Annotated in this window: 19 protein-coding genes and 1 riboswitch; of the genes, 11 read left to right on the forward strand and 8 right to left on the reverse strand. The window is 67.3% G+C overall.

Annotated features, from left to right (window positions below; translation table 11 throughout):
* Positions 1-24 precede the first annotated feature (24 nt).
* Together AC1DR7_RS12470 and AC1DR7_RS12475 are read right to left on the reverse strand one after the other, a co-directional pair.
* Entirely contained in the window at positions 25-2,607 is a 2,583-nt protein-coding gene (locus tag AC1DR7_RS12470; RefSeq protein ID WP_478051441.1) for a M14 family zinc carboxypeptidase, read from the reverse strand.
* A gap of 72 nt (positions 2,608-2,679) precedes the next feature.
* On the reverse strand, positions 2,680-5,331 hold the full coding sequence (locus AC1DR7_RS12475; protein WP_478076506.1) for a TonB-dependent receptor: 2,652 nt from the start codon (positions 5,329-5,331) through the stop codon (positions 2,680-2,682).
* Between the two features lie 188 nt (positions 5,332-5,519).
* Between AC1DR7_RS12475 and queD the strand changes: the two genes are divergently transcribed.
* Both queD and AC1DR7_RS12485 read left to right on the forward strand, forming a co-directional pair.
* Positions 5,520-5,873: a 6-carboxytetrahydropterin synthase QueD gene (queD, locus tag AC1DR7_RS12480; RefSeq protein ID WP_312237236.1), complete on the forward strand. Its 354-nt coding sequence runs from the start codon at positions 5,520-5,522 to the stop codon at positions 5,871-5,873.
* A 194-nt stretch (positions 5,874-6,067) separates the two neighbouring features.
* Complete coding sequence (locus AC1DR7_RS12485; protein ID WP_457319637.1) at positions 6,068-6,424, forward strand: phasin family protein; 357 nt, start codon at positions 6,068-6,070, stop codon at positions 6,422-6,424.
* A gap of 298 nt (positions 6,425-6,722) precedes the next feature.
* Here AC1DR7_RS12485 and AC1DR7_RS12490 read toward each other — a convergent pair whose 3' ends face one another.
* Together AC1DR7_RS12490 and AC1DR7_RS12495 are read right to left on the reverse strand one after the other, a co-directional pair.
* A complete protein-coding gene (locus AC1DR7_RS12490) occupies positions 6,723-8,192 on the reverse strand; it encodes a sensor histidine kinase (RefSeq protein ID WP_457318889.1) in 1,470 nt (489 codons plus the stop codon).
* Positions 8,189-8,908 carry a response regulator transcription factor gene (locus AC1DR7_RS12495; protein ID WP_256775305.1) on the reverse strand — a complete coding sequence of 240 codons (720 nt, stop codon included), beginning with the start codon at positions 8,906-8,908 and terminating at the stop codon, positions 8,189-8,191. Before AC1DR7_RS12495 ends, AC1DR7_RS12490 begins: the two co-directional genes overlap by 4 nt.
* A gap of 149 nt (positions 8,909-9,057) precedes the next feature.
* Between AC1DR7_RS12495 and msrB the strand changes: the two genes are divergently transcribed.
* From msrB to AC1DR7_RS12515, 4 genes are all read left to right on the forward strand, one after another.
* The gene (msrB, locus tag AC1DR7_RS12500) at positions 9,058-9,564 is read left to right on the forward strand and encodes a peptide-methionine (R)-S-oxide reductase MsrB (RefSeq protein ID WP_457318891.1); all 507 of its coding nucleotides are present in this window, start codon (positions 9,058-9,060) and stop codon (positions 9,562-9,564) included.
* A gap of 36 nt (positions 9,565-9,600) precedes the next feature.
* Positions 9,601-11,373 carry a cytochrome c biogenesis protein DipZ gene (locus tag AC1DR7_RS12505; RefSeq protein WP_457318892.1) on the forward strand — a complete coding sequence of 591 codons (1,773 nt, stop codon included), beginning with the start codon at positions 9,601-9,603 and terminating at the stop codon, positions 11,371-11,373.
* Between the two features lie 16 nt (positions 11,374-11,389).
* Positions 11,390-12,130: a peptide-methionine (S)-S-oxide reductase MsrA gene (gene msrA / locus AC1DR7_RS12510; RefSeq protein WP_457318893.1), complete on the forward strand. Its 741-nt coding sequence runs from the start codon at positions 11,390-11,392 to the stop codon at positions 12,128-12,130.
* Positions 12,131-12,732: 602 nt separating this feature from the next.
* Positions 12,733-14,151, forward strand: a complete 1,419-nt coding sequence (locus tag AC1DR7_RS12515; RefSeq protein WP_457318894.1) for an aminotransferase-like domain-containing protein — start codon at positions 12,733-12,735, stop codon at positions 14,149-14,151.
* A 267-nt stretch (positions 14,152-14,418) separates the two neighbouring features.
* On the opposite strand, the gene bioD is transcribed toward AC1DR7_RS12515, so the two are convergent.
* Positions 14,419-15,105 carry a dethiobiotin synthase gene (bioD, locus tag AC1DR7_RS12520; protein ID WP_457318898.1) on the reverse strand — a complete coding sequence of 229 codons (687 nt, stop codon included), beginning with the start codon at positions 15,103-15,105 and terminating at the stop codon, positions 14,419-14,421.
* A 74-nt stretch (positions 15,106-15,179) separates the two neighbouring features.
* Here bioD and AC1DR7_RS12525 point away from each other — a divergent pair, with 74 nt between their 5' ends.
* Both AC1DR7_RS12525 and AC1DR7_RS12530 read left to right on the forward strand, forming a co-directional pair.
* The gene (locus AC1DR7_RS12525) at positions 15,180-15,662 is read left to right on the forward strand and encodes a GAF domain-containing protein (protein ID WP_256775169.1); all 483 of its coding nucleotides are present in this window, start codon (positions 15,180-15,182) and stop codon (positions 15,660-15,662) included.
* Entirely contained in the window at positions 15,659-16,033 is a 375-nt protein-coding gene (locus tag AC1DR7_RS12530) for a TfoX/Sxy family protein (protein WP_457318895.1), read from the forward strand. Before AC1DR7_RS12525 ends, AC1DR7_RS12530 begins: the two co-directional genes overlap by 4 nt.
* Here AC1DR7_RS12530 and AC1DR7_RS12535 read toward each other — a convergent pair whose 3' ends face one another.
* A complete protein-coding gene (locus AC1DR7_RS12535) occupies positions 16,034-16,612 on the reverse strand; it encodes a histidine phosphatase family protein (protein WP_457318896.1) in 579 nt (192 codons plus the stop codon).
* A gap of 152 nt (positions 16,613-16,764) precedes the next feature.
* Positions 16,765-16,996: riboswitch (cobalamin riboswitch) on the forward strand.
* 121 nt (positions 16,997-17,117) lie between these two features.
* Here AC1DR7_RS12535 and btuB point away from each other — a divergent pair.
* On the forward strand, positions 17,118-18,959 hold the full coding sequence (btuB, locus tag AC1DR7_RS12540) for a TonB-dependent vitamin B12 receptor (protein WP_457318897.1): 1,842 nt from the start codon (positions 17,118-17,120) through the stop codon (positions 18,957-18,959).
* Positions 18,960-19,174: 215 nt separating this feature from the next.
* Here the strand turns inward: btuB and gph are convergent, their stop codons facing one another.
* Positions 19,175-19,849 (reverse strand): phosphoglycolate phosphatase, encoded by a 675-nt coding sequence (gph, locus tag AC1DR7_RS12545; protein WP_478051776.1) that lies wholly within the window; start codon positions 19,847-19,849, stop codon positions 19,175-19,177.
* A 173-nt stretch (positions 19,850-20,022) separates the two neighbouring features.
* The gene (locus AC1DR7_RS12550; RefSeq protein WP_457320811.1) at positions 20,023-20,925 is read right to left on the reverse strand and encodes a LysR family transcriptional regulator; all 903 of its coding nucleotides are present in this window, start codon (positions 20,923-20,925) and stop codon (positions 20,023-20,025) included.
* Positions 20,926-21,022: 97 nt separating this feature from the next.
* On the opposite strand from AC1DR7_RS12550, the gene AC1DR7_RS12555 reads away from it, so the two are divergent.
* Both AC1DR7_RS12555 and AC1DR7_RS12560 read left to right on the forward strand, forming a co-directional pair.
* Complete coding sequence (locus AC1DR7_RS12555) at positions 21,023-21,661, forward strand: NAD(P)-dependent oxidoreductase (RefSeq protein WP_457320809.1); 639 nt, start codon at positions 21,023-21,025, stop codon at positions 21,659-21,661.
* 105 nt (positions 21,662-21,766) lie between these two features.
* Positions 21,767-22,681 carry an MBL fold metallo-hydrolase gene (locus tag AC1DR7_RS12560; RefSeq protein ID WP_457320807.1) on the forward strand — a complete coding sequence of 305 codons (915 nt, stop codon included), beginning with the start codon at positions 21,767-21,769 and terminating at the stop codon, positions 22,679-22,681.
* The last annotated feature ends 788 nt before the right edge of the window (positions 22,682-23,469 follow it).

Here is a 23,469-nt window from a genome sequence, read left to right on the forward strand (position 1 = left end):
TTGCCTTGCGATGGCGGCGTTGCGTTACCCGCGCGGCTTGCTCGGGTTGAGCTGGTTGCCGAAGAAGATCGCGTTCAACAGCAGGCGCTCGGTGCCATGCCAGTACTTGCGGTGGGCCGGATCATCGGCGAACAGCACCACGTTGCCCTGCCCCTGCGGGGACACCAGCAGCCACGCGGCACCGGCGACGCGGCTGCGGTTGCGCTCGGAAAGGTAGCCGTTGACCTTGGGCGCCTCGTCGATGCGCACCACGGTGGAGAACGGATTGCGGCTGGGCTGGAAGCTCAGGCCGTTTTCCTTGTTCACCGCAAGCTGCCGACGCGGCACGCCGAAGCCCAGCGGATGCGTGTTGTCCACGTCCGCGCTGAGGATGTTGCCGCTCACCCGCTCGATGGCTGCGATGTCGCGCTGGTCGCCGAACGCACGTCGGGCGCCTTCCGGCTCCTTCTCCTCCGGCCCCAGCACTTCGTCGCTGAGCTTCTGCTCGATCGCCCAGCGCGCGGCCGTGCCGTAGGTGATCAGCGAGCCACCGGCGTTGATCCAGCGCTTGAGCGCCGCCACTGCGGTGGCGTCCACGCCGGCATAGGTACCGCCGGCCAGGACAATGGTGGTGTAGCGGTCCAGCGTGATCTTGCCCAGCTGGGCCGGATCGATCTTGCTGGCCGGCAACTGCAGGTGCTGATCAAGCAGGAACCATGCCGAGCCGATCTCGGTGGCGCTTACGCCCTCGCCCATCACCAGCGCCACCGCCGGCTTGCGCAGCGCCTTGACGCTGTCACTGCCCAGATCGATGCCACCACGGCTCTGCCCGCTGGACAGCGCCTGGATGTGCACGCCACTGCTGCGTGCGACCGCATCGACCGCGGCAAGCAGCTCGACACCGGCCAGCGGCTGGCCCGCGACCGGCACCACCACGCTGCCATAGCCGAATGACTGCTCGCCCTGCGCGGTGGCCGCGGTGAACGGCTGGAAGGCCGCGCGGGTCACCACGCCCTTGGCCTGCAGCGCATACAGCGCGCGGCTGGCGTTGTAATCGCGCCAATCGAACACGTAGGCGTAGCCCGCCTGACCGCCGACCACGCCACCGTTGGCGGCCGGTACGCTGGCCACGCGCTCGCCACCGGCAATCCGGCTGCGGCTCGCGGCGAAGGCGATGCCGTAGGCCGGCGCGATCGCATAGGAGGTGCTGCCGTAGAACACATCGCCCTTGATCGGCGGGGTGTCGGCGAAGATCGAATGCACCAGGCGGAACTGCGGTTGCGCGGCCTGGACGACGTACGCGCTGCCCGGCTCGAAGCGCTGCCCATCCACGGTGACCGGGGCGCTCAACGCCTGCACCGTGATCTGGTGCTGCAGCAGCAGATCCAGCAGCCGCTGGGTCAGGCCCGGATCGGCCGCGTCGCCGAACACGAAGGACTTCACCGCCTGCTGGTTGGCCTGCTTCAGTGCGGACTGGAAGAAGTCCTTCTGCAGCTTCAGCAGCCCATCGCGTTCGGTCACTGCGCCGCGCACCGTGCCCAGTCCGGTCGCCACCTGGTTGCGGATGGTGAAGCCGAAGGTCAGCAGCCCGTTGGCCGATTCCTGCACGCGGCCGCGCGAGCTGGCCTGCTCCACGGTCACCCCGACCGCGCCGTGGAAGTCCGGGTAGGTCGAGCCGTACACCGGCGAGAAATTGTCGAAGTTCTCGCCCGTGTAATACAGCGAGCCCAGTGCATCCAGTGCCTGCGCGTGGTACTTGGCCAGGGTCTTGTTGAACTCGTACGACGATGCCGGAATCAGCGGGCTGTGCATGCTCGCCGGTGACGGCTCGAAGTAGTAGGTGCTGTCCTTGCCCATCTCGTGGAAGTCGATCTGGACGTTGGGGTACCACTGGTGGAAATAGGCGATCTTCGGTCGCGTGTCCTGCTGGGTGAGGGCCAGCCAGTCGCGGTTGAGGTCGGTGAAGTAGTGGTTGGTGCGGCCCTGCGGGAACGGCTCGACGTGCTCCTTGTCGGCCGGATCGGCCGAGGCCGGCGAGGACGCATAGGCGTTGTGCCAGCTCGCCGCGCGGTCGCGCCCGTCCGGGTTCTGCGCCGGATCGAACAGCACCACCGCCTGCTGCAGCCACTGCGCGGTCTCCGCGCTGCGGTTGGCGACCAGGTAGTAGGCGGTGAGCATCGCCGCTTCGCCGCTGGAGGTTTCATTGCCGTGCACGCTGTAGCCCAGCCACACCACCACCGGGCTGCTGCCGGCGGCCGAGAGCGGCTGCGCCGGATCGGCCAGGGTGACGTGCTGGCGACGCAGCGCGTCCAGGTTCTGCAGGTTCTGCGCCGAGGTCACCGTGGCGATCAGCAGCGGGCGGCCCTCGTAGCTGCGGCCGATTTCTTCAACCTTGATCTTGTCCGAGTGCTTGGCCAGTGCGTTGAAGTAGGCCACCAGCTGATCGTGCCGCGTGTAACGGCTGCCGATCTCATAGCCGAGAAACTGCTGGGGCGTGGGCACGGCCGGATCGAAATCACCGCCGGCCGGGAAGAAGTACGCGCTCTGCGCGGAGGCAGGCGCAGCGAGCACAGACAGCACCAGCGCCACCCAGGCGATGGGAGAGAACAGACGACGTTGCAAAGACACAGCGATTCCCCGAAAGACGGGCCGGTTCCTTCCGGCCCTGTGGATACGCACGCTCCGGTGCGCTGGATGAGGTCAGAAGCGGTAGTCGAAGCCGACGGTGAAGTAGCGGCCGCGCAGGTCGTACTGGCTGAAGTCGTACGGCGCGCGGATGCCCGGGAAGGACGCGTCGTACGGCGGTTCCTCGTCGGCCAGGTTCTGGATCTTGGCGTACAGGGTCAGCTTGTCGATGCCGGTGTAGCCCAGATACAGATCGAACTGGCTGTAGGCATCCACCCGATCCTGTACGGCGGTGGCCGCTGCGCTGGCCTTCTGGTCATAGCCGCTGGTGTAGTACCAGGTGAGCGCGGTGCGGAAATCGCCGTAGCTCCAGTCGAAGGTGGTGGTCGCCTTGTTCTTGGGCAGGGTCGCGCCGAGGTTGCTGCCGGCGTAATCCACCAGCGGGCCACCGACCACGGTGGGGCGGCTGTAGTTGCGCACGTGGGTGAAGGCGGTGCTCAGGCCGAAGTCGCCGGCCTGCGTGGTCGGGAAGCGCTGGCGCAGTTCGACATCGAAGCCGGAGGTCTTCAGCTCACTCAGGTTCTGGTAGCGGTTGAACACCGCCAGCAGCTTGCCGCGCTCATCGCGGCTGACCGCACCCGGCACGTTGTCGGTGACCAGGGTCTGGGTGTTGTTGGTGCCCACCAGGTTTTCCAGCTCGATGCGGTAGTAATCCACGCTCAGGCTGGTGTTGGACCACGGCGAGAGCACGATGCCGGCATTGAAGCTCTTGGTGCGTTCGGGCTTGAGATCGTTGTTGCCGACAGTGAAGAAGGTCGGGTTCTGCCGCGAGCCCGGCACGTCCGGGTCGCGCGGATCGATCACGCTGCCGTAGGCGATGCTGGTGCTGTTGGAATTCTCCGAGAGCGACGGCGCACGGAAGCCCTTGGAAGCGGCCGCACGCACCAGCAGGATGTCCCACGGCTGCCAGCGCAGGCTCAGCTTGGGCGAGAACGCATCGCCGAAATCGCTGTAGTGGTCGGCACGCGCGGCCGCCTGCAGCTCCAGGCGCTCGGCCAGCGGCACGTTGACTTCGGCATAGGCGGCGGTGACCTTGCGCTCGCCGTGCACTTCAGCGATCGCCGGGCGGATCTGCAGGCCGGCATCGATCTGCCAGGGGTTGTTGGAGTCCAGTTTCTCGCGACGCCACTCGGCCCCGGCGGCGAAGCCGATCTCCCCAGCCCAGGTGTGGCCCAGCGCGCCGGAGATTTTGGYGTCCACGCCCTGCAGCACCGATTCGGCCGGGCGCAGCGTGCTGATGTTGATCGCATTGAGAACGTCCGATGACGTCGCGGCCGGATTGAGCAGGTTGTAGCTGCCGCTGGCCAGCGCATCGGCCAATGCGTAGCGGTTGGCGAAGCCGCCGGACACGGTTTCGCGCTCGCTGCTGCGCGCACCGAACGCGCCCACTTCCCAGTCCCAGTTCTGCAGGCTGCCACGCAGCCCGACCAGGCCGCGGTAGGCCTGCGAGCGGTTGGTCTTGATGGTCGCGCCGAGGTTGAAGAAGGTGTACTCGATCGGCACCGCGCGGCCATACGGGTTGTACGGGCTGCTGGCGGGCAGGTTGGAGGAGACCGGTTCGGCCAGGCCGGTATCGGCGTTGAGCGCGAAACGGCCGCTTTCCAGGGTGAAGAACGGGCTACTGCCGAACCAGGACACGCCCTTGATGTCGCTGTAGAGCACTTCACCGAAGGCCTCGATGTTGTCGTTCACCCGGAAGGTGCCGTTGACGTAGGCCTGGTAGCGCTTGGTCGAGGGAATCAGCGTGGTGTACGGCGCCTGGTTGAAGCCGCAGGTGTTGCCGGCCAGGCCGTCGATCGGCGCGCTGGCCACCAGCGTGGTGCCCTGCGGGCAGTTGCCGCTGGCATCGAGCATCGGCACCGACGTGCCATTGACCAGGTAGCGCGCGCCCTTGGCCGACCAGCCGTTCCAGCGCCCGCCAGGCTTGTCGGTGTAGATGCCGGATTTGGTGAGGTCGCGCTGGTCCTGGTCCAGGCGCTCGCGGTTGTAGCCTTCCAGGCTGACCAGGATGTTGTAGCCGTCGGTATCCAGGTCACCGATGCCGCCGACGAACTTCAGGTTCTGCTCGTCCAGCCCGCCCTGGTCGGCRGTGCCGAGGCTGCCACCGAGTTCGGCGCCCTGGAAATTCTGCCGGGTGATGATGTTGACCACGCCGGCCACCGCGTCGGAGCCGTACACGGCCGAGGCGCCGTCCTTGAGCACTTCGATGCGTTCCACGGCCACCAGCGGCAGCGCGTTGAGGTTGACGAAGGTGTCCGACAGGCCGCCGGCCGGGAAGCCGTAATTGGCCAGACGCCGACCGTTGAGCAGCACCAGCGTGTTCTTCTGCGACAGCCCGCGCAGGCCGATGCCGGCCGAACCGGAGGCCCAGCCGTTGTTGGTGGTTTCGTTGTTGGCGTTGCCGGTGTTGGCCGAGATCGAGCGCAACAGGTCGGCGACGGTGGCCTTGCCGGTCTCTTCCAGCTGCTGGCGGCCGATCACCTGGACCGGGTTGGCCGACTCGGTATCGGTACGTTTGATGTTGGAACCGGTGACCCGCACGGCGGCAAGGGTCTTGCTGTCGCCGGCGGCATCGGCGGTTGCATCGGGGGCGGCATCGGCGAACGCGGGCAAAGGCGTAGCCAGAGCGGCGGAAAGCGCCGCTACAAGAAGGGTGTGCTTGGGCATGGACTTCAGTGGGGTGGTGGACGACGAGTTCCGCAGTAATCCATGCCTGGCGATGAACCGGCCAATAACATCTCTTCATACGGATATAAGAGAACCTAACATCTCTTCATCCGGATGGAAATGTTTCCGTGAAGGAGCGATGGGCTGTTGCCGTCACCGCCCGGCAGGTCCACCGGTACAATGCGCCAATGGAAATCTTCAAAGTCTTTACCCTCGAGGCTGCCCACCTCCTCCCCAACGTGCCGCCGGGCCACAAGTGCGCGCGCCTGCACGGGCACTCGTTCCGGGTGGAGCTGAAAGTCGAAGGCGAGCCGGGCGAGCACAGCGGCTGGATCATGGATTTCGGCGACGTCAAAGCGGCCTTCCAGCCCATCTACGACCGCCTGGACCACCACTACCTCAACGACATCCCCGGCCTGGAGAATCCGACCAGCGAACGGCTGGCGATCTGGATCTGGGACGAACTCAAGCCGGCGCTGCCGCAGCTGAGCGAAGTCACTGTGCACGAGACCTGTACCTCCGGCTGCCGCTACCGCGGCTGATCCGCACCAAGGTAGTGCCGGCCGCTGGCCGGCTCCCAGCGCCACGAGCGCCACGAGCGCCCTCGGCACTTTGAAGCAACCCATTGATGTAAAAACAGTTTCACTGATACCGGACCACAACTGGCAACAAGTTGTTGCAATGCAATATATTTGGCGTATGCTGCAGTGCATCAACGTTCTCGAGCCGTCCTGCCATGACGTCCGCGTTCACCGATTCCTTCAGCGCCTACACCCGCCAGCTGGCCGCCACGGCCACGCGTGCCAATCGGCTCGCCCTGGAAAATGCCGAAAGCATGTTCGGGGTGCAGTTGAAGACGCTGGAGAAGAACATCACCGCCACCAGCGGGTTCTTCGGTGACATCGTGCAGTCACGGCAACCGGATACGCTGCTGCCCAAGGGTGCGCAGCTGGCCCGCGACAATCTCGAGCGCTGGACCCATGCCAACCAGGAAGTACTGGGGCTTGGGTTGAAGGCCTCCGAGGCCTTCGGCGAACTCGCCCGGCAGCCGTTCGCGGCCGCCACGCCCGACGCAGGCAAGACGCGCGGCTGAGCAGACACACCATCGAATTTGCGTGGGTCCCTCCCCCCACGCAATCCCAGACCCGACAGAACCCTCCCTCTGTCGGGTCTTTTTTTGGGCGCGCGTCAGCGCCTCGGTTGTTGTCGCTGACCTGCCCACGATCGCCTTGCCGTTTCCCGCCTGCGGAGGGAACGCGCCACGTTGTTTGGCGGGTAGTGCCGGCCGCTGGCCGGCTCCACGTAAACCACACGCAGGCTGCGCGTGCAGCCGACCAAYGGTCGGCTCTACCAGCGCGCGGGCCGTCGACGCAACGTCCCCGCCCCGGGCATCAGCGTGCGGCAGTTGGCAGGGTGAACACGAACAGCGCGCCTTCGCGGCTGTCCATCAGGCGGATGTCGCGGTGGTGCAGTTGCAGGATGCGGTGGACGATCAACAGGCCGAGCCCGCCGCTGTCCGGGCGCGCACTGCCCAACGCGGGCGGCGTGTTGAACAACCCGGCGCGGCGCTCGGGCGCGATGCCCGGTCCGGTGTCGGCGATGGCGACCTGCACCTCGCCGTCCTGCGCGCGTAGCACCACCTCGATGCGGCCGCCTTCAGGAGTGTGGCGGATGGCGTTGTCGAGCAGGTTGGTCAGTACGCGCTCGATCAATGGCAGATCCGCCACGACTGCCGGGAGCCCGGGCGGTATGTCCGCGCTGAGCGTCTGCCGGCGTGCCTGCGCGCCCAGTTCGAATTTCTGGAACACATCCTGGACCAGGTCCGGCAGCGAGAACGCCTGCAGGTCCAGGCTGACCGCGCCGTGTTCCAGCCGCGCCAGTTCGAACAACGCCTGGGCCAGCGCACCGACCTTGCGGCTCTGCGCCAGCGCGATGCCAAGGTAGCGCTGGCGCTCGTCGGCGCTGAGCGTAGCGTCCTTCAGGGCCAGGGTTTCCAGGTAGCCGTGCAGCGAGGACAGCGGCGTGCGCAGGTCGTGGGAAATGTTGGCCACCAGCTCGCGGCGCTGCAGGTCCTGTTCGCGCAACTGCTGCCACTGCTCGCCCAGGCGCTGGCCCATGTGCCCGAAGCTGTGCTGCAGGATCGCCAGTTCGTCGCGCTCACCGGGACGCAGCGGGGTCGGTGGCAGCGGCGTGCCGGCACCGGCGGCGTCCACGTCGAAGGCCTGGATGCGGCGGGTCAGCTGGCGCAGCGGCCGGGTGACCCAACGGAACGCGACCCCGCCGGCCAACAGCCCGACCGCCGCCAGGATCGCCAACGACCACAACGTCGTGCGCAGGGTCGCGTTGGCGGCGATGTTGGCGGCCAGCGCCTCGCGCTGCTCGCCCACCAGCACCACGTAGATGTAGCCGGCCTGGCGTCCCTGCACCCACAGCGGGGCGGCGTTGAACACCTTGCGGCCGGTGGCGCTGCGCGGGTCGTCGCCGAGGATCGGCAACGGTTCGTCGCGCAGCAGGGCGCGTACCGGCGCCAGGTCCACGCGGTCGCGCTTGAGGTGGCCATCGGGCGCGTCATGGCCGAGGATGCGGCCCGCGTCGTCGAGCAGGTACACCTCGACGCTGGGATTGACCGCCATCAGCTTGCCGAACAGCGCGCGCACTTCGCCGCCGCGCATGCCGCGCGCGTCCATCAATTCACCACTGCGCGCGATATGTTCGGCCAGCCCGCGCGACAGCCGCTGCACGGTCTCCTGCTCGTGCATGGCGGTGCTGCGCATCTGGATCCACATCAACGCGCCGCAGCACACCAACAACAGTGCGCAGAACACTACCGACAGGCGCTGGGACAGGGTCAGGCGGATCACGCCGCTGCTCCTTCATCGCCGACCAGCTTGTAGCCACGACCCCACACCGTCTGGATGCGCTGCGGGCTGGCCGGGTCGCGTTCGATCTTGTTGCGCAGCCGGTTGATGTGGGTGTTGACGGTGTGTTCGTAGCCGTCGTGCTGATAGCCCCAGACCTGGTTGAGCAGGTCCATGCGCGAGTAAACCTGGCCGGGATGGCGGGCGAAGAAGTAGAGCAGGTCGAACTCGCGCGGGGTCAGCTCCAGCGCACGCCCGTCGACCTGAGCGTTGCGCGCGACCGGATCGATGCGGATGCCGGCCACGTCCAGTTCGCCGGCATCGATGCGCGCGTTCTGCGCCATTGCTTCCACCCGGCGCAGCAGGGCTTTGACCCGCGCCACCAGCTCCAGCATCGAGAACGGTTTGGCCAGGTAGTCGTCCGCGCCCAGTTCCAGGCCGAGGATGCGATGCACTTCGCTGGCACGCGCACTGGTGATGATGATCGGGGTGTAGCGCGTCATCGCGCGGGCGCGCTTGCAGATCTCCAGGCCGTCCACGCCGGGCAGCATCAGGTCCAGCACCAGCGCGCTCCACGGCTGCGCTTCGAGCAGGGCCAGCCCCTCGTCGCCGGTGGCGGCGTGGGTGACCTCGTAGCCCTCGTCGCGCAGGTGCATGCGCAGCAGGGTGGCGATGTGGACATCGTCTTCGACGATCAGGACACGCTTGGCGCTGCTCATCGGTGCGGGCGGGCCGGCCAGGAAGGGATGCCCGCATTGTCGGTCGATCCGGGCCTGAATGTGTCACGGAAAATTTAACCCTGCGTGAGGATTCGTTGACCGGCCCGGGCGCAGCATGGCCCCATCGTTCCCGGACCTGGAGATCGGCCATGCGTTACTCCCGTCGCAATGTACTCGGCATGGGCGCCATGACGGCCGCCGCCGGCGTATTTGGTCTGACCGCCTGCAGCGGCCCGGCACCGGCTGCCACCGCCGCCCCGACCCGTCGTTTCGAGGTGATGCGCACCGATGCGCAGTGGCGTGAACAGCTCAGCCCGGCGCAGTACGCGGTGCTGCGCCGGCAGAGCACGGAGCGGCCCTTCAGCAGCCCGCTCAACAAGGAGCATCGGCGCGGCACGTTCAACTGCGCCGGCTGCGCGCTGTCGCTGTTCTCTTCGTCGACCAAGTTCGACAGCGGTACCGGCTGGCCCAGTTTCTGGGCACCGCTGCATGACGCCGTCGCCGAAGACCGCGACACCACCCTGGGCATGATCCGCATCGAGGCGCATTGCCGGCGCTGCGGCGGCCATCTCGGCCACGTGTTCGACGATGGTCCGCGCCCGACCGGGCTGCGCTACTGCATGAACGGCGTGGCGATGACCTTCACCGCGGCCTGAGCGCCGTTTCTCCCTGCATCCTGGAAGGATCTGTCCATGTTCCTGCTTGTCCTGGCCTACCTCGGCGGCGTACTCACCATCCTCAGCCCGTGCATCCTGCCGGTGCTGCCCTTCGTGTTCGCGCGCTCGGACCGTCCCTTCCTGCGCAGTGGCCTGCCGCTGCTGGTGGGCATGACCCTGATGTTCGCGGTGGTCGCCAGCCTAGCGGCGGTGGGTAGCCAATGGGTGGCGCAGGCCAACCAGATCGGGCGCTGGATCGCGCTGGTGGTGATGGCGCTGTTTGCGCTGGCGCTGCTGTGGCCCTCGCTGGCCAACCGCCTGCTCTCGCCGTTCCAACGCCTTGGCGCACGCCTGAGCGCCTCGGCCGATGCGGCCAGCGACGCCGGACGCGGCGGGATCGGTACCTCGTTGTTGATCGGCATCGCCACCGGCCTGCTGTGGGCGCCGTGCGCCGGGCCGATCCTGGGCCTGATCCTCACCGGCGCGGCGCTGCAGGGCGCCAGCGTGGGCACCAGTGGCCTACTGCTGGCCTATGCACTGGGCGCAGCGACGTCGCTGGCGCTGGCGATCTGGATCGGCGGCCGGGTGTTCGCCGCACTCAAGCAGCGCCTGGGCATGGGCGAATGGATCCGTCGCGCGCTCGGCGTGGCCGCGCTGCTGGCGGTGGTGGCGATCGCGATGGGCTGGGACACCGGCGTGTTGACGCGCTTGTCCACGGTAAGCACGGCCAAACTCGAACAGGGCCTGCTGGATACGCTGCCCGGGCAGCAGCCGGCCGCGGGTGCGGCGATGACGACGGCCAGCGGCCAGCCGAACGGCGAACTGCCGGTGGAAGGCACCCTGCCCTCCCTCGCCGGCGCCACCGGGTGGCTCAACAGCCCGCCGTTGAGCGCTGAAGGCCTGCGCGGCAAGGTCGTCCTGGTCGATTTCTGGACCTACTCCTGCATCAACTGCCTGCGGGCCCTGCCGTATGTGCGTGAATGGGCCGAACGCTACCGCGACCACGGTCTGGTGGTGATCGGTGTGCATGCGCCGGAGTTCGCCTTCGAACGCAGCCTGGGCAACGTGCAGGGCGCGGTGAAAGACCTGAAGGTCACCTACCCGGTGGCGATCGACAATGATTTCGCGATCTGGCGCGGCTTCAACAACCGCTACTGGCCGGCGCACTACTTCATTGATGCCCAAGGCCGTATCCGCGCGCACCACTTTGGCGAAGGCAATTACGCCCAGTCCGAGCAGATCATCCGCCGGCTGCTGCGCGAAGCGGGCAACACGCTGCCCGACGAACCGGCGCAGGCGATGGCGATGGCCGCGGCGGCACCGCGCGATGGCGTGGAGCAGCAGGCCGACATGCGCAACCTGAAATCGCCGGAGACTTACCTGGGCCATGCGCGCGCGGAGAACTTCGCCTCGCCTGGCGGGCAGCAGCCGGACCGCGCCGCGGACTACACCGTGCCGGCCACGCTGGGCCTGAATCAGTGGGCGCTCGGCGGTCGCTGGACCGTGGGCAATGAGGACGCAGCGTTGGACGCGGCCGGTGGCCGGATCGCGTTCCGCTTCCATGCCCGCGACCTGCACCTGGTGCTGGCGCCGGCGGTCGATGGCAGGCCGGTGCGCTACCGCGTGCGCATCGACGGCCAGCCGCCGGGCGCGGCCGCCGGTGGCGATGTGTCGGCCGATGGCAGCGGCCAGGTCGGCGGGCACCGTCTGTACCAGTTGATCCGCCAATCCGGCGATGTGCGCGAACGGACTTTCGAGATCGAGTTCCTCGATCCGGGTGTGCACGCCTACGCCTTTACGTTCGGTTGAGCCCTGGAGGCCTTCGATGAAGATCGCAATGGACAAACTGGTTGCCGGCAGCATCGCCGCGGTGATCGCCGCACTGACGGTCACGGCGGTGCTCAGCCTGGACGGCCCGGTGCATGCCGCGCCGGCGCAGGCCCTGGTCACGGTGCCTGCACCGGGCGGCAGTGCCGATTTCAAACAACCCGGCAGCACGCGTGCGCAGGTGGTGTTCGCCGGCGGTTGTTTCTGGGGGGTACAGGGGGTGTTCCAGCACATCAATGGCGTGGACAACGCGGTGTCCGGCTACATAGGTGGGAGTGGGGCCGATGCCAGCTATCCGCGCGTGGGCGGCGGTGGCACCGGCCATGCCGAAGCGGTGCAGGTCACCTATGATCCGTCGAAGGTCAGCTACGGGCAATTGATGCAGGTGTTCTTCTCGGTGGTGCATGATCCGACGCTGCTGAATCGGCAAGGTCCGGATCGCGGTACCCAGTACCGTTCTGCGGTGTACGCCGATGACGCCGCGCAACGCGACGCCACGCGCGCCTATATCGTCCAGTTGCAGCGCGCCAAGGCGTATGCGGCGCCGGTGGTGACCCAGGTCGACGGCGGCAAGCGTTTCTATGCTGCCGAGGGCTATCACCAGAACTACCTCACCCTGCATCCCGAATCGCAGTACATCCAGATCAACGATGCGCCCAAGGTGGCGGCACTGAAGCAGCAGTATCCGGCGCTGTATCGCGAGAAGCCGAGGTTGGTGTCGACTCTTTCTGCGCGGTGATGCTGTTCTTTTGGAGCGTCGATGTCTGCGGTGCTCCCGCCCCAGACAGTGGGCTGGTGGCCGTCGAAAACCCTGGAAGCACGACGCAAAGACGGCAGGGCTGATGCTTGTAGCTGATGCTTGGGGCTGATGCTTGTGGCTGATGCTTGGCTGTCGCTGTCGCTGTGGCTGTGCTTGTGCCTGTTCGCTGCGCACCAGCCAACTGTCTGGGGCGGGTACGGGTGGGCTTGCGGGACCGTCATGCGCCATGGGTCCGACGCATGCGTCGGACGGGCTGGGCAGGACGCCCAGCCCCGGTCTTGCCACGTGCGCAGGATTGCGCACGTGCGCAAGGCGTACGCGAGCCTACAGGGACGTACTTGCGGCGTGTCCCGCAAACCCACCCGTACCCGCCCGAACCAGCGAAAGCCCGCACACGCCGGCCGTTGATCTGGAAAAAAAAGCGCACGGCGAAACACCGCACCGCCGTGCGCGAGGGAAGGACCGGGGTGCGCGGCGGAGGTGGGCCGGGCGCTGACAGGAGCATGCTAGGCTGCGTCAAGCCGCGGATACAGAGCCAGCGTTTGGCCATCCGCATGGTTACAGATTCCTGCGGGCACCCCATGGCAGCCAACCTCTACCAATCCCTGGCCGATGAAATGGCCGACGCCATCCACAGCGGCCGTCTGCCCGTCGGTACGCGCCTGCCGTCGCTGCGTGGGCTGGCCGCACAGCGCCAGCTCAGCCTCAACACCGTCATCGCCGCCTACCGCCAGCTTGAAGACGCCGGCCTGGTGATTCCACGGCCGAAAGCCGGCTTCGTGGTCAGCGCGCGCCTGGCCGAGCCCACCCGCTCGCTGCGCCAGGCGCCGTCGCTGGCCACCACCCAGGCGCAGCAGTTGATGATGGCCCGCGTACTGGCCGCACAGCAGCAGCCCGGCGTTGTCGACCTCGCCTTCGCCGGCCCCCGTGGCCGCCGTTTCTATCCCGGCGACAAGCTGGCGCGCAGCACCGCGCAGGTGCTGCGCCGCGCCGGCATGGTGGAAACCTACGCGCGGCCCAATGCCGCTACGCGCCTGCTCGAACAGATCGTGCGGCGCGGTCCGCGGCTCGGGCTGCACACCAGCGTCGAACGCCTGGTGCTCACCCACGGTGCGATGGAAGCGCTGCAGCTCGCATTGCGCGCGGTGACCCGTCCGGGCGATGCGGTGGGCATTGAAGCGCCGTCGTATTTCAACCTGTATCCGCTGCTGAGCAACCTGGGCCTGAAGGCGATCGAACTGCCCACCGACCCGCGCCTCGGGCTGGACGTGGATGCCGTCGCCGCGCAGCTCGAACGGGGCGCGCTGGCCGCGATCGTGGCCATGCCCAGCGTGCACAACCCGCTTGGTTTCACCATGCCGGTGGCCGAGAAGCAGCGGCTGGCCGCGCTGGTGAACCGTTATCGGATTCCGTTGATCGAAGATGCGGTGTATGCCGAGCTGCAGTTCCAGGAGCCGCTGTCGCCGTTGCTCAAAGCCTTCGATGACGACGGTTGGGTGATGGTGGTCAGCAGCTTCTCCAAGACCCTTGCCCCGGACTACCGGATCGGCTGGCTCGACGCCGGTCGCTTCGCCGCCGACATCCAACTGCTCAAGTTCCAGTCCACCGGCGCCGAACCGCGCCTGCTCGGCGAAGCGGTCGGTGCGTTTCTCGAGGCGGGCAGTTATGAGCAGCACCTGCGCCGGTTGCGGCGTCTGTACAGCGACCAGGTGCGACGCGTGCGCAGCCTGATCGCCCAGCATTTTCCGGCCGGGACGCTGGCCACCCAGCCCACCGGCGGCTTCCTGCTGTGGGTCGAACTGCCCGCCAGTATCGACACCGGCGAGCTGTTCGAGCAGGCGTTGGCCAAGGGCGTGGTGTTCATGCCCGGCCAGGTGTATTCGCGCGGTGCGCGATACCGGCATTGCCTGCGCTTGTCCTGCTGCCAGGAGCTGGACGAGCGCTACGTGGCGGCGATCAGCACGCTGGGCCAACTGGCCTGCGCACTGCGCGGCGAATGAAAACGCCACCGGCCAACACCGCGCGCCAGCCACCCATGGGGTGGCTCTACCCGATTGGGACACTGCCACGGTGGCGTCAGCCACCCATGGGGTGGCTCTACCCGGTTGAGGCGCTGCTACGGTGGCGTCAGCCACCCATGGGGTGGCTCTACCCGGTTGAGGCCCTGCCACGGTGGGGCCAGCCACCCAAGGGGTGGCTCTACCCGATTGGGACCGTGCCACGGTAGAGCCACCCCATGGGTGGCTGCTTCGCCGCGCTCGGAAGCCCTACGCCTCCTGCAGGCGCAGGCAATCCGCCAACCCGGCCGGTTCGGCCCCCGGTGCGTACGGCAACCGCCCCAGGCAGGGCATCGCCAGCCGCGTATGCAACAGGGCCATGTTGTCGTCGATGCGCGCCATCTGCGGGTCGACCTCATTGCCGATCCAGCCGATGCAGGTCGCTCCGCTGGCCGCGATCGCCGCCGCGGTCAGCCGCGCGTGGTTGAGGCAGCCCAACCGTAGCCCGACCACCATCACCACCGGCAGGCGCAGGGCATGCACCAGGTCGGCCTGGTCGAGGCTGCCCGACAGCGGCGCCAGCCAGCCGCCCACGCCTTCGACCACGACCGTATCGGCCTGGGCACGCAGGCGCGCGAACGCGGCTTCTATCGGTTCCAGCGCCAGGCTCACGCCGGCGTCGGCGGCGGCCAGCTCGGGCGCCAGTGGCAGCGGCAGCGCATACGGGTTGAGGTCGGCATAGGCCGGCTGCGGGTCGCTGGCGGCCAGCAGCGCAGTGGCATCTTCGTTGCGCAGGCCCTCGGCCGTCCATTGGCAACCACTGGCGACCGGCTTCATGCCCACCGCGCGGCCCCCGCGCTGGCGCAGGGCGTGCAGCAGAACGCAGCTGCTGAAGGTCTTGCCGATGCCGGTATCGGTGCCGGTGACGTACAGGGCGGGGAGCGGTGGGGCAGTCATCGGCGCGGTGGTCGGGAAGGAGCGGTGCATTATCGGCGGTCCCGGGGCGCCCTGCTGCTTGCTAGACTCGGCCCATGTTCGAGAACTCCACGCTTACCGGCAGCAAGCCGGAACAGTACGGCCAGCTGCTGGCCCAGGCCCGTGCACTGGTGCACGGCGAGCGCGACCGGATCGCCAATGCCGCCAACCTGTCGGCGCTGGTCTACCACGCGCTGCCGCACCTGAACTGGGTCGGTTTCTATTTCTACGACGGCACCGAGCTGGTGGTCGGGCCGTTCCAGGGCCTGCCGGCCTGTGTGCGCATCCCGCTGCACAAGGGCGTCTGCGGTGCGGCCGCCAGCCAGCGGGTGACCCAGCGGATCGAGGACGTGGACGCCTTCCCGGGCCACATCGCCTGCGATTCGGCCTCGCGCTCGGAACTGGTGGTGCCGCTGGTCCACGGCGATACGCTGATCGGCGTGTTCGACCTCGACAGCCCGTCGCTGGCGCGCTTCGATGCCGAGGATCAGGCCGGCCTGGAAGCGATCGCCGCGGTGTTCGTCGAGGCCCTGGGATGAGCGTCAAGCTGCGCAACATTGGCCCCAAAAGCGCGGCCTGGCTGCGCCAGGTCGGTCTGCGCACGCCCGAGGAGCTGACCGCGGTCGGCGCGGTGGGCGCCTTCGTGAAGGTCCGCCGTGCCGGCTTCAAGCCCAGCCTCAACCTGCTCTATTCGCTGGAAGGCGCGCTGCAGGACTGCCACTGGCAGGAACTGCCCGAAGCGCGCCGCATCGAACTGGTCGCCGAGTACGACGCGATCATCGCCGACAAGCCGCTGAAGAAGGCCCCACCCGCCTCCGGCCCGGTGTACGACCGCACCGCCGAGCGCCGCGATGACGACGACGCCGGTGATGCGCCGCTGTTCGACCGTGAGGACGAACCGGCGGAGTGATCAGACCTGCTGGAGTTCCAGCAGTTCGCCCCATAGCCGCCCGTCCTCGCGTTCAACGCGCAACTGCAGCCGCGTACCGTGGTCGATACGCAGCGCCCAGCACATCGCCATCGGCAGCCCGCACACCTGCGACAGCACCATCCGCAACGGGCCACCGTGGCTGACGATCAGCGTCGCCGGCGGGTCGGGCTCATCGAGCAGCCGATGCAGGCCGCGCCCGATGCGGCGTTCGAAGTGCCCCCAGCTTTCGCCCTGCGGCGGTGGATTGGCATGCGGGTCCAGGTGGAAGGCGGACAGTTCCTGCATCGGCAGGTCGTGCAGCGCCTGCCCGTCCCAGGTGCCGAAATCCAGCTCTTCCCACTCTTCGTCGGCGATCACCTCCAGCCCGCGCGGCAATGCCAGTGCATCGGCGCTGGCCAGCGCACGCTGGCGCGGTGAACTGAGCACACGCGCCCAGCCCAGCGTCGCATAGCGTGCGCACAATGCATCGGTGCTGCCATCTTCCAGCGGTGGATCGGTGCGACCGTCCAGGTGGCCATCGCGGCCGGTGCTGGCGTGGCGGATCAGGTCGAGGATCATGCCGCGCCCCGTCTGCTGCCCGCTGCGGCCGGCCGGTACGGGTCACGGGCGTCGGTGCCGGGGTGCTGCAACCACAGTGGGGTCATGGAGATCACATCGAAAAAGCGAGGCGCATTCTAACCGGTGCGCTCCGCCGGCCCGGCCGATGGCTTAGACTGCGCCCACTTTCAGGTGACCTGGGGCTGCGATGCCGCCAGGTTGAAACGGGAAGCCGGTGACGCGTCAGGCCCTGTGCCTGGCCGCCACTCCGGCGCTGCCCCCGCAACGGTAAGCGTGGAAACACCAGGCAATACGCCACTGTGCTCCGGCATGGGAAGGCGCCTGGCACGATGGCACCGCCATCGCCATGCGAGCCCGGAGACCGGCCTGGAAGACGACTGGTTGCGATGCGGCGGGCATGGCGGCGGCAAGCGGTGCCGCGTGCCCGCTCTCCGTCGAGTGACTCCTGCAGCGCGATCATCCCCACCCTTTGCCGCGCGGGCGTGCGCGGTGCATGGAGTCATCGATGAAGCTGCAGATCCGCGTTCTTTCCCTGGCCGTGTTGTCGGCCCTGCCCCTGCTGGCGTCCGCCCAGGACGAGGCCACCGCACTGGACCAGGTGCTGGTCACCGCCACCCGCACCCCCATCGCCCTGCAGGACAGCATCTCGCCGGCCCAGGTGATCGACCGCGCCGAGATCGAGCGCAGTCAGGCACCGTCGCTGCAGGACCTGCTGCGCGGCCGCGCCGGCATCAACCTCACCAACAACGGTGGCCTCGGCAAACAGAGCTCGCTGTTCCTGCGCGGCACCAATTCCGCTCACACCCTGGTGCTGGTGGATGGCGTGCGCATCAACACCGGCGACCTGGGCCTGGCGATGATCCAGGACCTGCCGCTGGCGCAGATCGAACGCATTGAAATCGTGCGCGGTCCGCAGTCCAGCCTGTACGGCGCCGATGCGATTGGCGGCGTGATCCAGATTTTCACCCGCCGCAACGTCGGCACCTTCGCCCCGCACCTGCAGGTGGGTGGCGGCAGCAACGGCCTGCGCGAGGCCAGCGCCGGCTTCGGCGGCAGCGGCGAGCGCGGCTGGTTCGGCACCGACATCGCCTACCAGCACACCGACGGCATCAATTCCTGCCGCGGCGATGCGGCCACCTTCGCCGGCTGTGGCGCCGACGAACCCGATCGTGACGGCTACCGTAACCTGTCCATGAGCCTGCGTGGCGGCTACACGCTGACCGATGCGCTGAGCGTGGAAGGCACCGCGCTGCGCGCCAAGGGCGAGAACCACTACGACGGCTACTACAACTATTCGGAGACGCTGCAGCAGGTGCTCGGCGGCAAGGTCCGCTACAGCCCAAGCGAGCGCTTCAACCTGACCGTCAATGTCGGCCGCGCCGACAACGAGTCGGACAACTACAACGGCAGCACCTGGCTGGGCGCGGCGCAGACCCATCGCGACAGCGCATCGGTGCAGACCGACATCGGCCTGGCCGAGGGCCAGTTGCTCAGCGCCGGCGTGGACTGGAGCCAGGACAACCTGGATGGCAGCAGCGCCGGTTACCTGGTCGACAACCGCGACAACACCGGTGTATTCCTTCAGTACCAGGGCCGCTTCGGCGCGCACCACCTGCAGGCCAGCGTACGCAACGACGACAACGAACAGTTCGGCAACCACACCACCGGCAGCCTCGGCTGGGGCCTGGAACTGGGGGGCGGCTTCCGCCTCAATGCCAGCTACGGCACCGCCTTCAAGGCCCCGACCTTCAGCGATCTCTACGACCCGTGGAGCGGCGTGCCCGGCCTGGATCCGGAAAAATCCAAGAGCGCCAACCTCGGCATCGCCCAGCAGGGCGACAGCTGGCGCTGGGGCCTGGATGTGTACGAAACCCGCATCGACGACCTGATCACCTACGACGCCACCACCTTCATGATGTCGCAGGTGGAAAAGGCGCGTATCCGTGGCGCGGAACTGACCGGCGCGATCGCGTGGGCCGGGTTTGACTTCAACGCACAGCTCAGCCACACCGATCCGCGTAACCGCACCGATGGCAGCGCGCAGTTCGACAACTGGCTGGCGCGCCGCGCGCAGAACACCGCACGTCTGGACATCGACCGCAGCTTCGGCGGCTTCCGCGCCGGCATCACCGCCAACGGTGCCGGCAAGCGGTACGACAACGCCGCCAACACGGTGCGGCTGGCCGGTTACGGCACGGTCGATCTGCGCCTGGAATACGCGCTGAGCCGCGACTGGTCGGTGCTGGGCCGGGTGAGCAACGTGTTCGACCGCGATTACGAAACCGTGGCCTGGTACAACCAGCCCGGCCGCGAATACCGCCTGAGCGTGCGTTACCAGCCGAGGTAAGCACCCGTCAGGTAGTGCCGAGCCATGCTCGGCAGCCCCTGATGCCGAGCCATGCTCGGCAGCCTTTCCAACCGTCGCGCCACCCAAGGCGCGACGAACTCCCCCTCACCCGCCACCCAAGACAGCGGGCCAGTGGCCTTCAAATAGCAAAACATGCCAACCATTGGCCGTCACACAGCCCCACCCACACCCCTTGGACCAATGCTCCACCAACGTTACAGCGCCAGCAGTTCCCGAAGATCATCCATCACTGCCACGGCCTCGACGGTGTCCAGGTCGAGTCCACGCGGATAGCCGTAACGGACCAGCGCCACCGGCATGCGTGCATCCACCGCCGCGCGGTAATCGGTGATCGAATCGCCCACCATCAACGCCGCGTCCGGCGCGATGCCGAAGTGCGCGGCAATATGCCGCAGTGGCGCGCCACTGGGCTTGCGCTCAGGCAGCGAATCACCGCCGAGCACCAGCGCGAAAACATCCTGCAGCCCGAAATGCTGCAGCAGCGGCGCCACCAGGGCCGAGGGCTTGTTCGTGCAGATGGCCATGGGAACCTCGCGCGCGCGCAGACCCTGCAACGCCGCTTCTACCCCGTCGAACAGACGCGGGCTACGCAGCAGACAGGCCTCGTAGTGACGCATGAAACCGGGCATCACCGCATCCAGATCCACGTTACTGCCTGCCGCAGTGAACGCCTGTTCCACCAGCCGGCGCACCCCATCGCCGATCCAGGTCAACACCGTCGCCTCCGGCACGCGCGGCAACTGCCAGTCCTGCAGCGTGCGGTTCAACGCCTCGGCAATATCGGCCGCGCTGTCCACCAGCGTGCCATCCAGATCAAACACCACCAACGGATACGGATACGGATACGACAAGGCAATGCTCACTTCCACAGCAGGGAAGCGCCATTGTACGTAGGTGCGTGTGTGATGCCGATGCACGCCCCGGTAGAGCCGACCGTTGGTCGGCTGCACTTGAACCGGCAACCGCGCATCAGCACGTCGTGCAACTGCAACCGCAGTGGCCGCATGCAGCCGACCAACGGTCGGCTCTACCGGGGCTGCGTTTACAGCTGCGCCAGGAACGTCGGACTGGCAAAGCGTTCCACCAGGAAATCCAGGAAGCTGCGCATGATCGTCGGCAGCTGCCGGCGCGACGCGTAGACCGCATGGATGCCCAGGCCTTCCACGTCGTACTCGGGCAGCACTTCAACAAGTTCGCCACTGCGCAGCAGCGGGGCAATCTGGTAGGTCGGCAGCATCGCGATGCCTGCACCGGCACGCACCGCTTCGAGCAGCAGCGAGGCTTCGTTGGCGCTGATGTTGCCGCCTACCGCTACGGCGATCGCACGTCCGTCGCGCTGCAGATGCCAGACGCTTTTGCCAACGTAGTGGTGGGTCAGGCAGTTGTGCCCGGCCAGTTCGTCGGCAGTGGTCGGCGTGCCCCGCTCGGCCAGGTACGACGGCGCTGCGCACAGCACGGAACGACAGGGCGCCAACCAGCGCGCGATCAGCGCCGGATCGATCGCGCGCGAAATGCGCACGGCGATATCCACGCGTTCTTCGACCAGGTTGACCACCCGGTCCACCAGCAGCAGTTCGACCCGGGTCAGTGGATGGCGCTTGACGAAATCGGCCACCGCCGCCGCCAGGTGGATCTGCCCGAACGACACGCTGGCCGTAACCCGGATCAACCCGTGCGGTTCGGGATTGTCGGTGGCCAGCTCGCCGTGCAACTCATCGCCGATCGCCAGCATCTGCCGGAAGCGCAGCAGCGCGGCCTCGCCGGGCGCGGTCAGGCTGATCCGGCGCGTGGTCCGGTGCAGCAACCGCGCGCCCAGCCACCGCTCCACCTCGGCCAGGTAGCGGGTGACCATGGCACGCGACATCTCCAGCGCCTCGGCAGCGGCGGTGAGGCTGCCGCGCTCGACCACCTCCACGAACACGTTCATGGCTGTCATACGGTCCATCTGATCGATCCATGCAACAAATTAGACCGTTATACGCGGTTTTTCGGACGATTTAAGGCGCATACGCTGGCCTTCCTTCCTCAACGGATCCGCCCCCATGAAGATTGCCCTCGTTGGTGCCACCGGCAACATCGGTCGTGAAATCGCCCGTCAGGCCCTCGCCCGTGGCCATCAGGTCACCGCCATCGTGCGCCGTGAAAACGACCTGCCGACCGAACTGGACGGCGCCCAGCTCGCCGTCGCCGCGCTGGACGATACCGACGCCCTGGCCGCCGTGATCGCCGGTCACGACGTGCTGGCCAGCGCCTTCGGCCCGCGCCCGGGCGATGCCCCCGGCACGGTGACCAGCGTCTCTGCCGAGCTGGTCAAGGCCGCGCGCCAGGCCGGCGTGCCGCGCTTCATCATGGTCGGCGGCGCCGGCAGCCTGGAAGTGGCCCCCGGCGTGCAGCTGGTGGATACCGAGGGCTTCCCGGACGCCTACAAGCCGGTCGCCCTGGCCGCGCGCGAAACGCTCAAGCAGCTGCAGGCCGTCGATGACCTCGACTGGACGTTCTATTCCCCCGCCGCCGAAATCGGCCCGGGTCCGCAGCGCGGCGGCTTCCGCACCCAGGCGAAGAACTTCCTGGTGGCCGCCGACGGCCACAGCCGGATCAGCTATGCCGACTACGCCGATGCGTTCGTCAGTGAGATCGAGACGCCGCAGTACGTGCGGCAGATTGCCACGGCCGCGTATTGACGCAGCCGCCGGCCCTTGGTTGGCACGGACAGAGCAGCCGAGCATGGCTCGGCTCTACCGGGCCCCGGCGTGATGCCGGGGCCGCACCGCACAGGAATTAGTGAAATGCCGAACTTCTCGCGCGCCACTTTGGCGCTTGCGCTGGCCATCGGCACGGCGCTTGGCGTGACCGCACCCGCCGCCAGCCAGGCCGCCCCTGCAGCCGTCCAGGCGCATGCACTGCACGTGCAGCCCTACCATCCCGGTGACGAGGCGCTGTTCTCGGTGGCCTCCAACCTGATCACCGGCCAGCACGACGCCGTGCTGATCGACGCCCAGTTCGCTGCCTCCGACGCCGCCCAACTGGTCCAGCGCATCCGCGCCTCCGGCAAGCGCCTGACCACCATCTACATCAGCCACGGCGACCCGGACTACTACTTCGGCCTGGCCACCCTGCAGGACGCCTTCCCCGACGCCCGCATCGTCGCCACCGCGCAGACCGTCGCCCACATCACCGCCACCCAGGTTGGGAAGCTCGCCTACTGGGGACCGCAGATGGGCGCTGACAAACCCGCACGCATCGTCATCCCGCAGGTCCTGGACGGCAACACCCTCACCCTCGAAGGCCAGCCACTACGGATCATCGGCCTCGACGGTCCGACCCCGGACCGCACGGTCGTCTGGATACCCACCCTGCGCACCGTCCTCGGCGGCATTCCCATCGTCGCCGGCGAACATGTCTGGATGGCCGACACCCAGAGCGCGCAGTCGCATGCCGATTGGCTCACCACCCTGGCCACCATCAAGGCCCTCAAACCCACCCGCGTCATCCCCGGCCACTACGCCAGCGGCGCGACACTGGACAGCAGCGCCCTCGATTTCACCGCCGCCTACCTCCGCGCCTTCGACGAAGAAACCGCACGCAGCCGCAACGCCGATGCGTTGATTGCCGCGATGAAAAAACGCTACCCCACCCTGCAGGGCGTCAGTTCGTTGGAGGTGAGTGCCAAAGTCGCCAAGGGTGAAATGCAGTGGCCGTAACGGTGCATTGAGGTGGTGCAGAAACCCCGCGTTGGTCGTGGGTCATGCCATCACCGGATGTTGAAACACGGCCAGCGGTCGATCGGGATGCGACCCTACCGTGGTCATGCACTGTCGTCGTGGTGACGCGGGATGTTGTTCGTTTGCCATGCCACCACCGGATGTTGAAACACAGCCAGCAGTCGATCGGGATGCGACCCTACCGCGGTCATGCAATGTCGTAGTGGTGACGCGGGATGTTGTTCGTGGGTCATGCCACCACCGGATGTTGAAACACGGTCGTTGGTCGATTGGGATACGAACCGATTGCGAAGCAAAATGCCAGCAATGAGGCATCGCATCATTCGCAGGTCATGCCCCCACCAGATGATGAAGCTCGGTCGGCGGTCGATCCGGATCCAACCCCGCCGTGAAGCAAAATKCCGCGCCGCAAAACAGAGTAATGCTCCTTGCAGTTGCAGTTGCAGTTGCAGTTGCAGTTGCAGTGGCAGTTTTACTTCCCCTGCCCACCGACACGGTATCGAAGGGTGGCGTGGGTGGGGCTGCGGGACACGCCGTGAATCCATCCCTGGAGGCTCGCGTGCGCCATCCATGGCGCACGACGGTCCCGCAGCCCCACCCACGCCACCCTTCGATACCGTGTCGGTGGGCAGGGGAAGTAAAACTGCCACTGCAACTGCAACTGCAACTGCAACTGCAACTGCAAGGAGCATTACTCTGTTTTGCGGCGCGGCATTTTGCTTCACGGCGGGGTTGGATCCGGATCGACCGCCGACCGAGCTTCATCA

Source organism: Stenotrophomonas sp. P5_A9 (genome assembly GCF_056400525.1).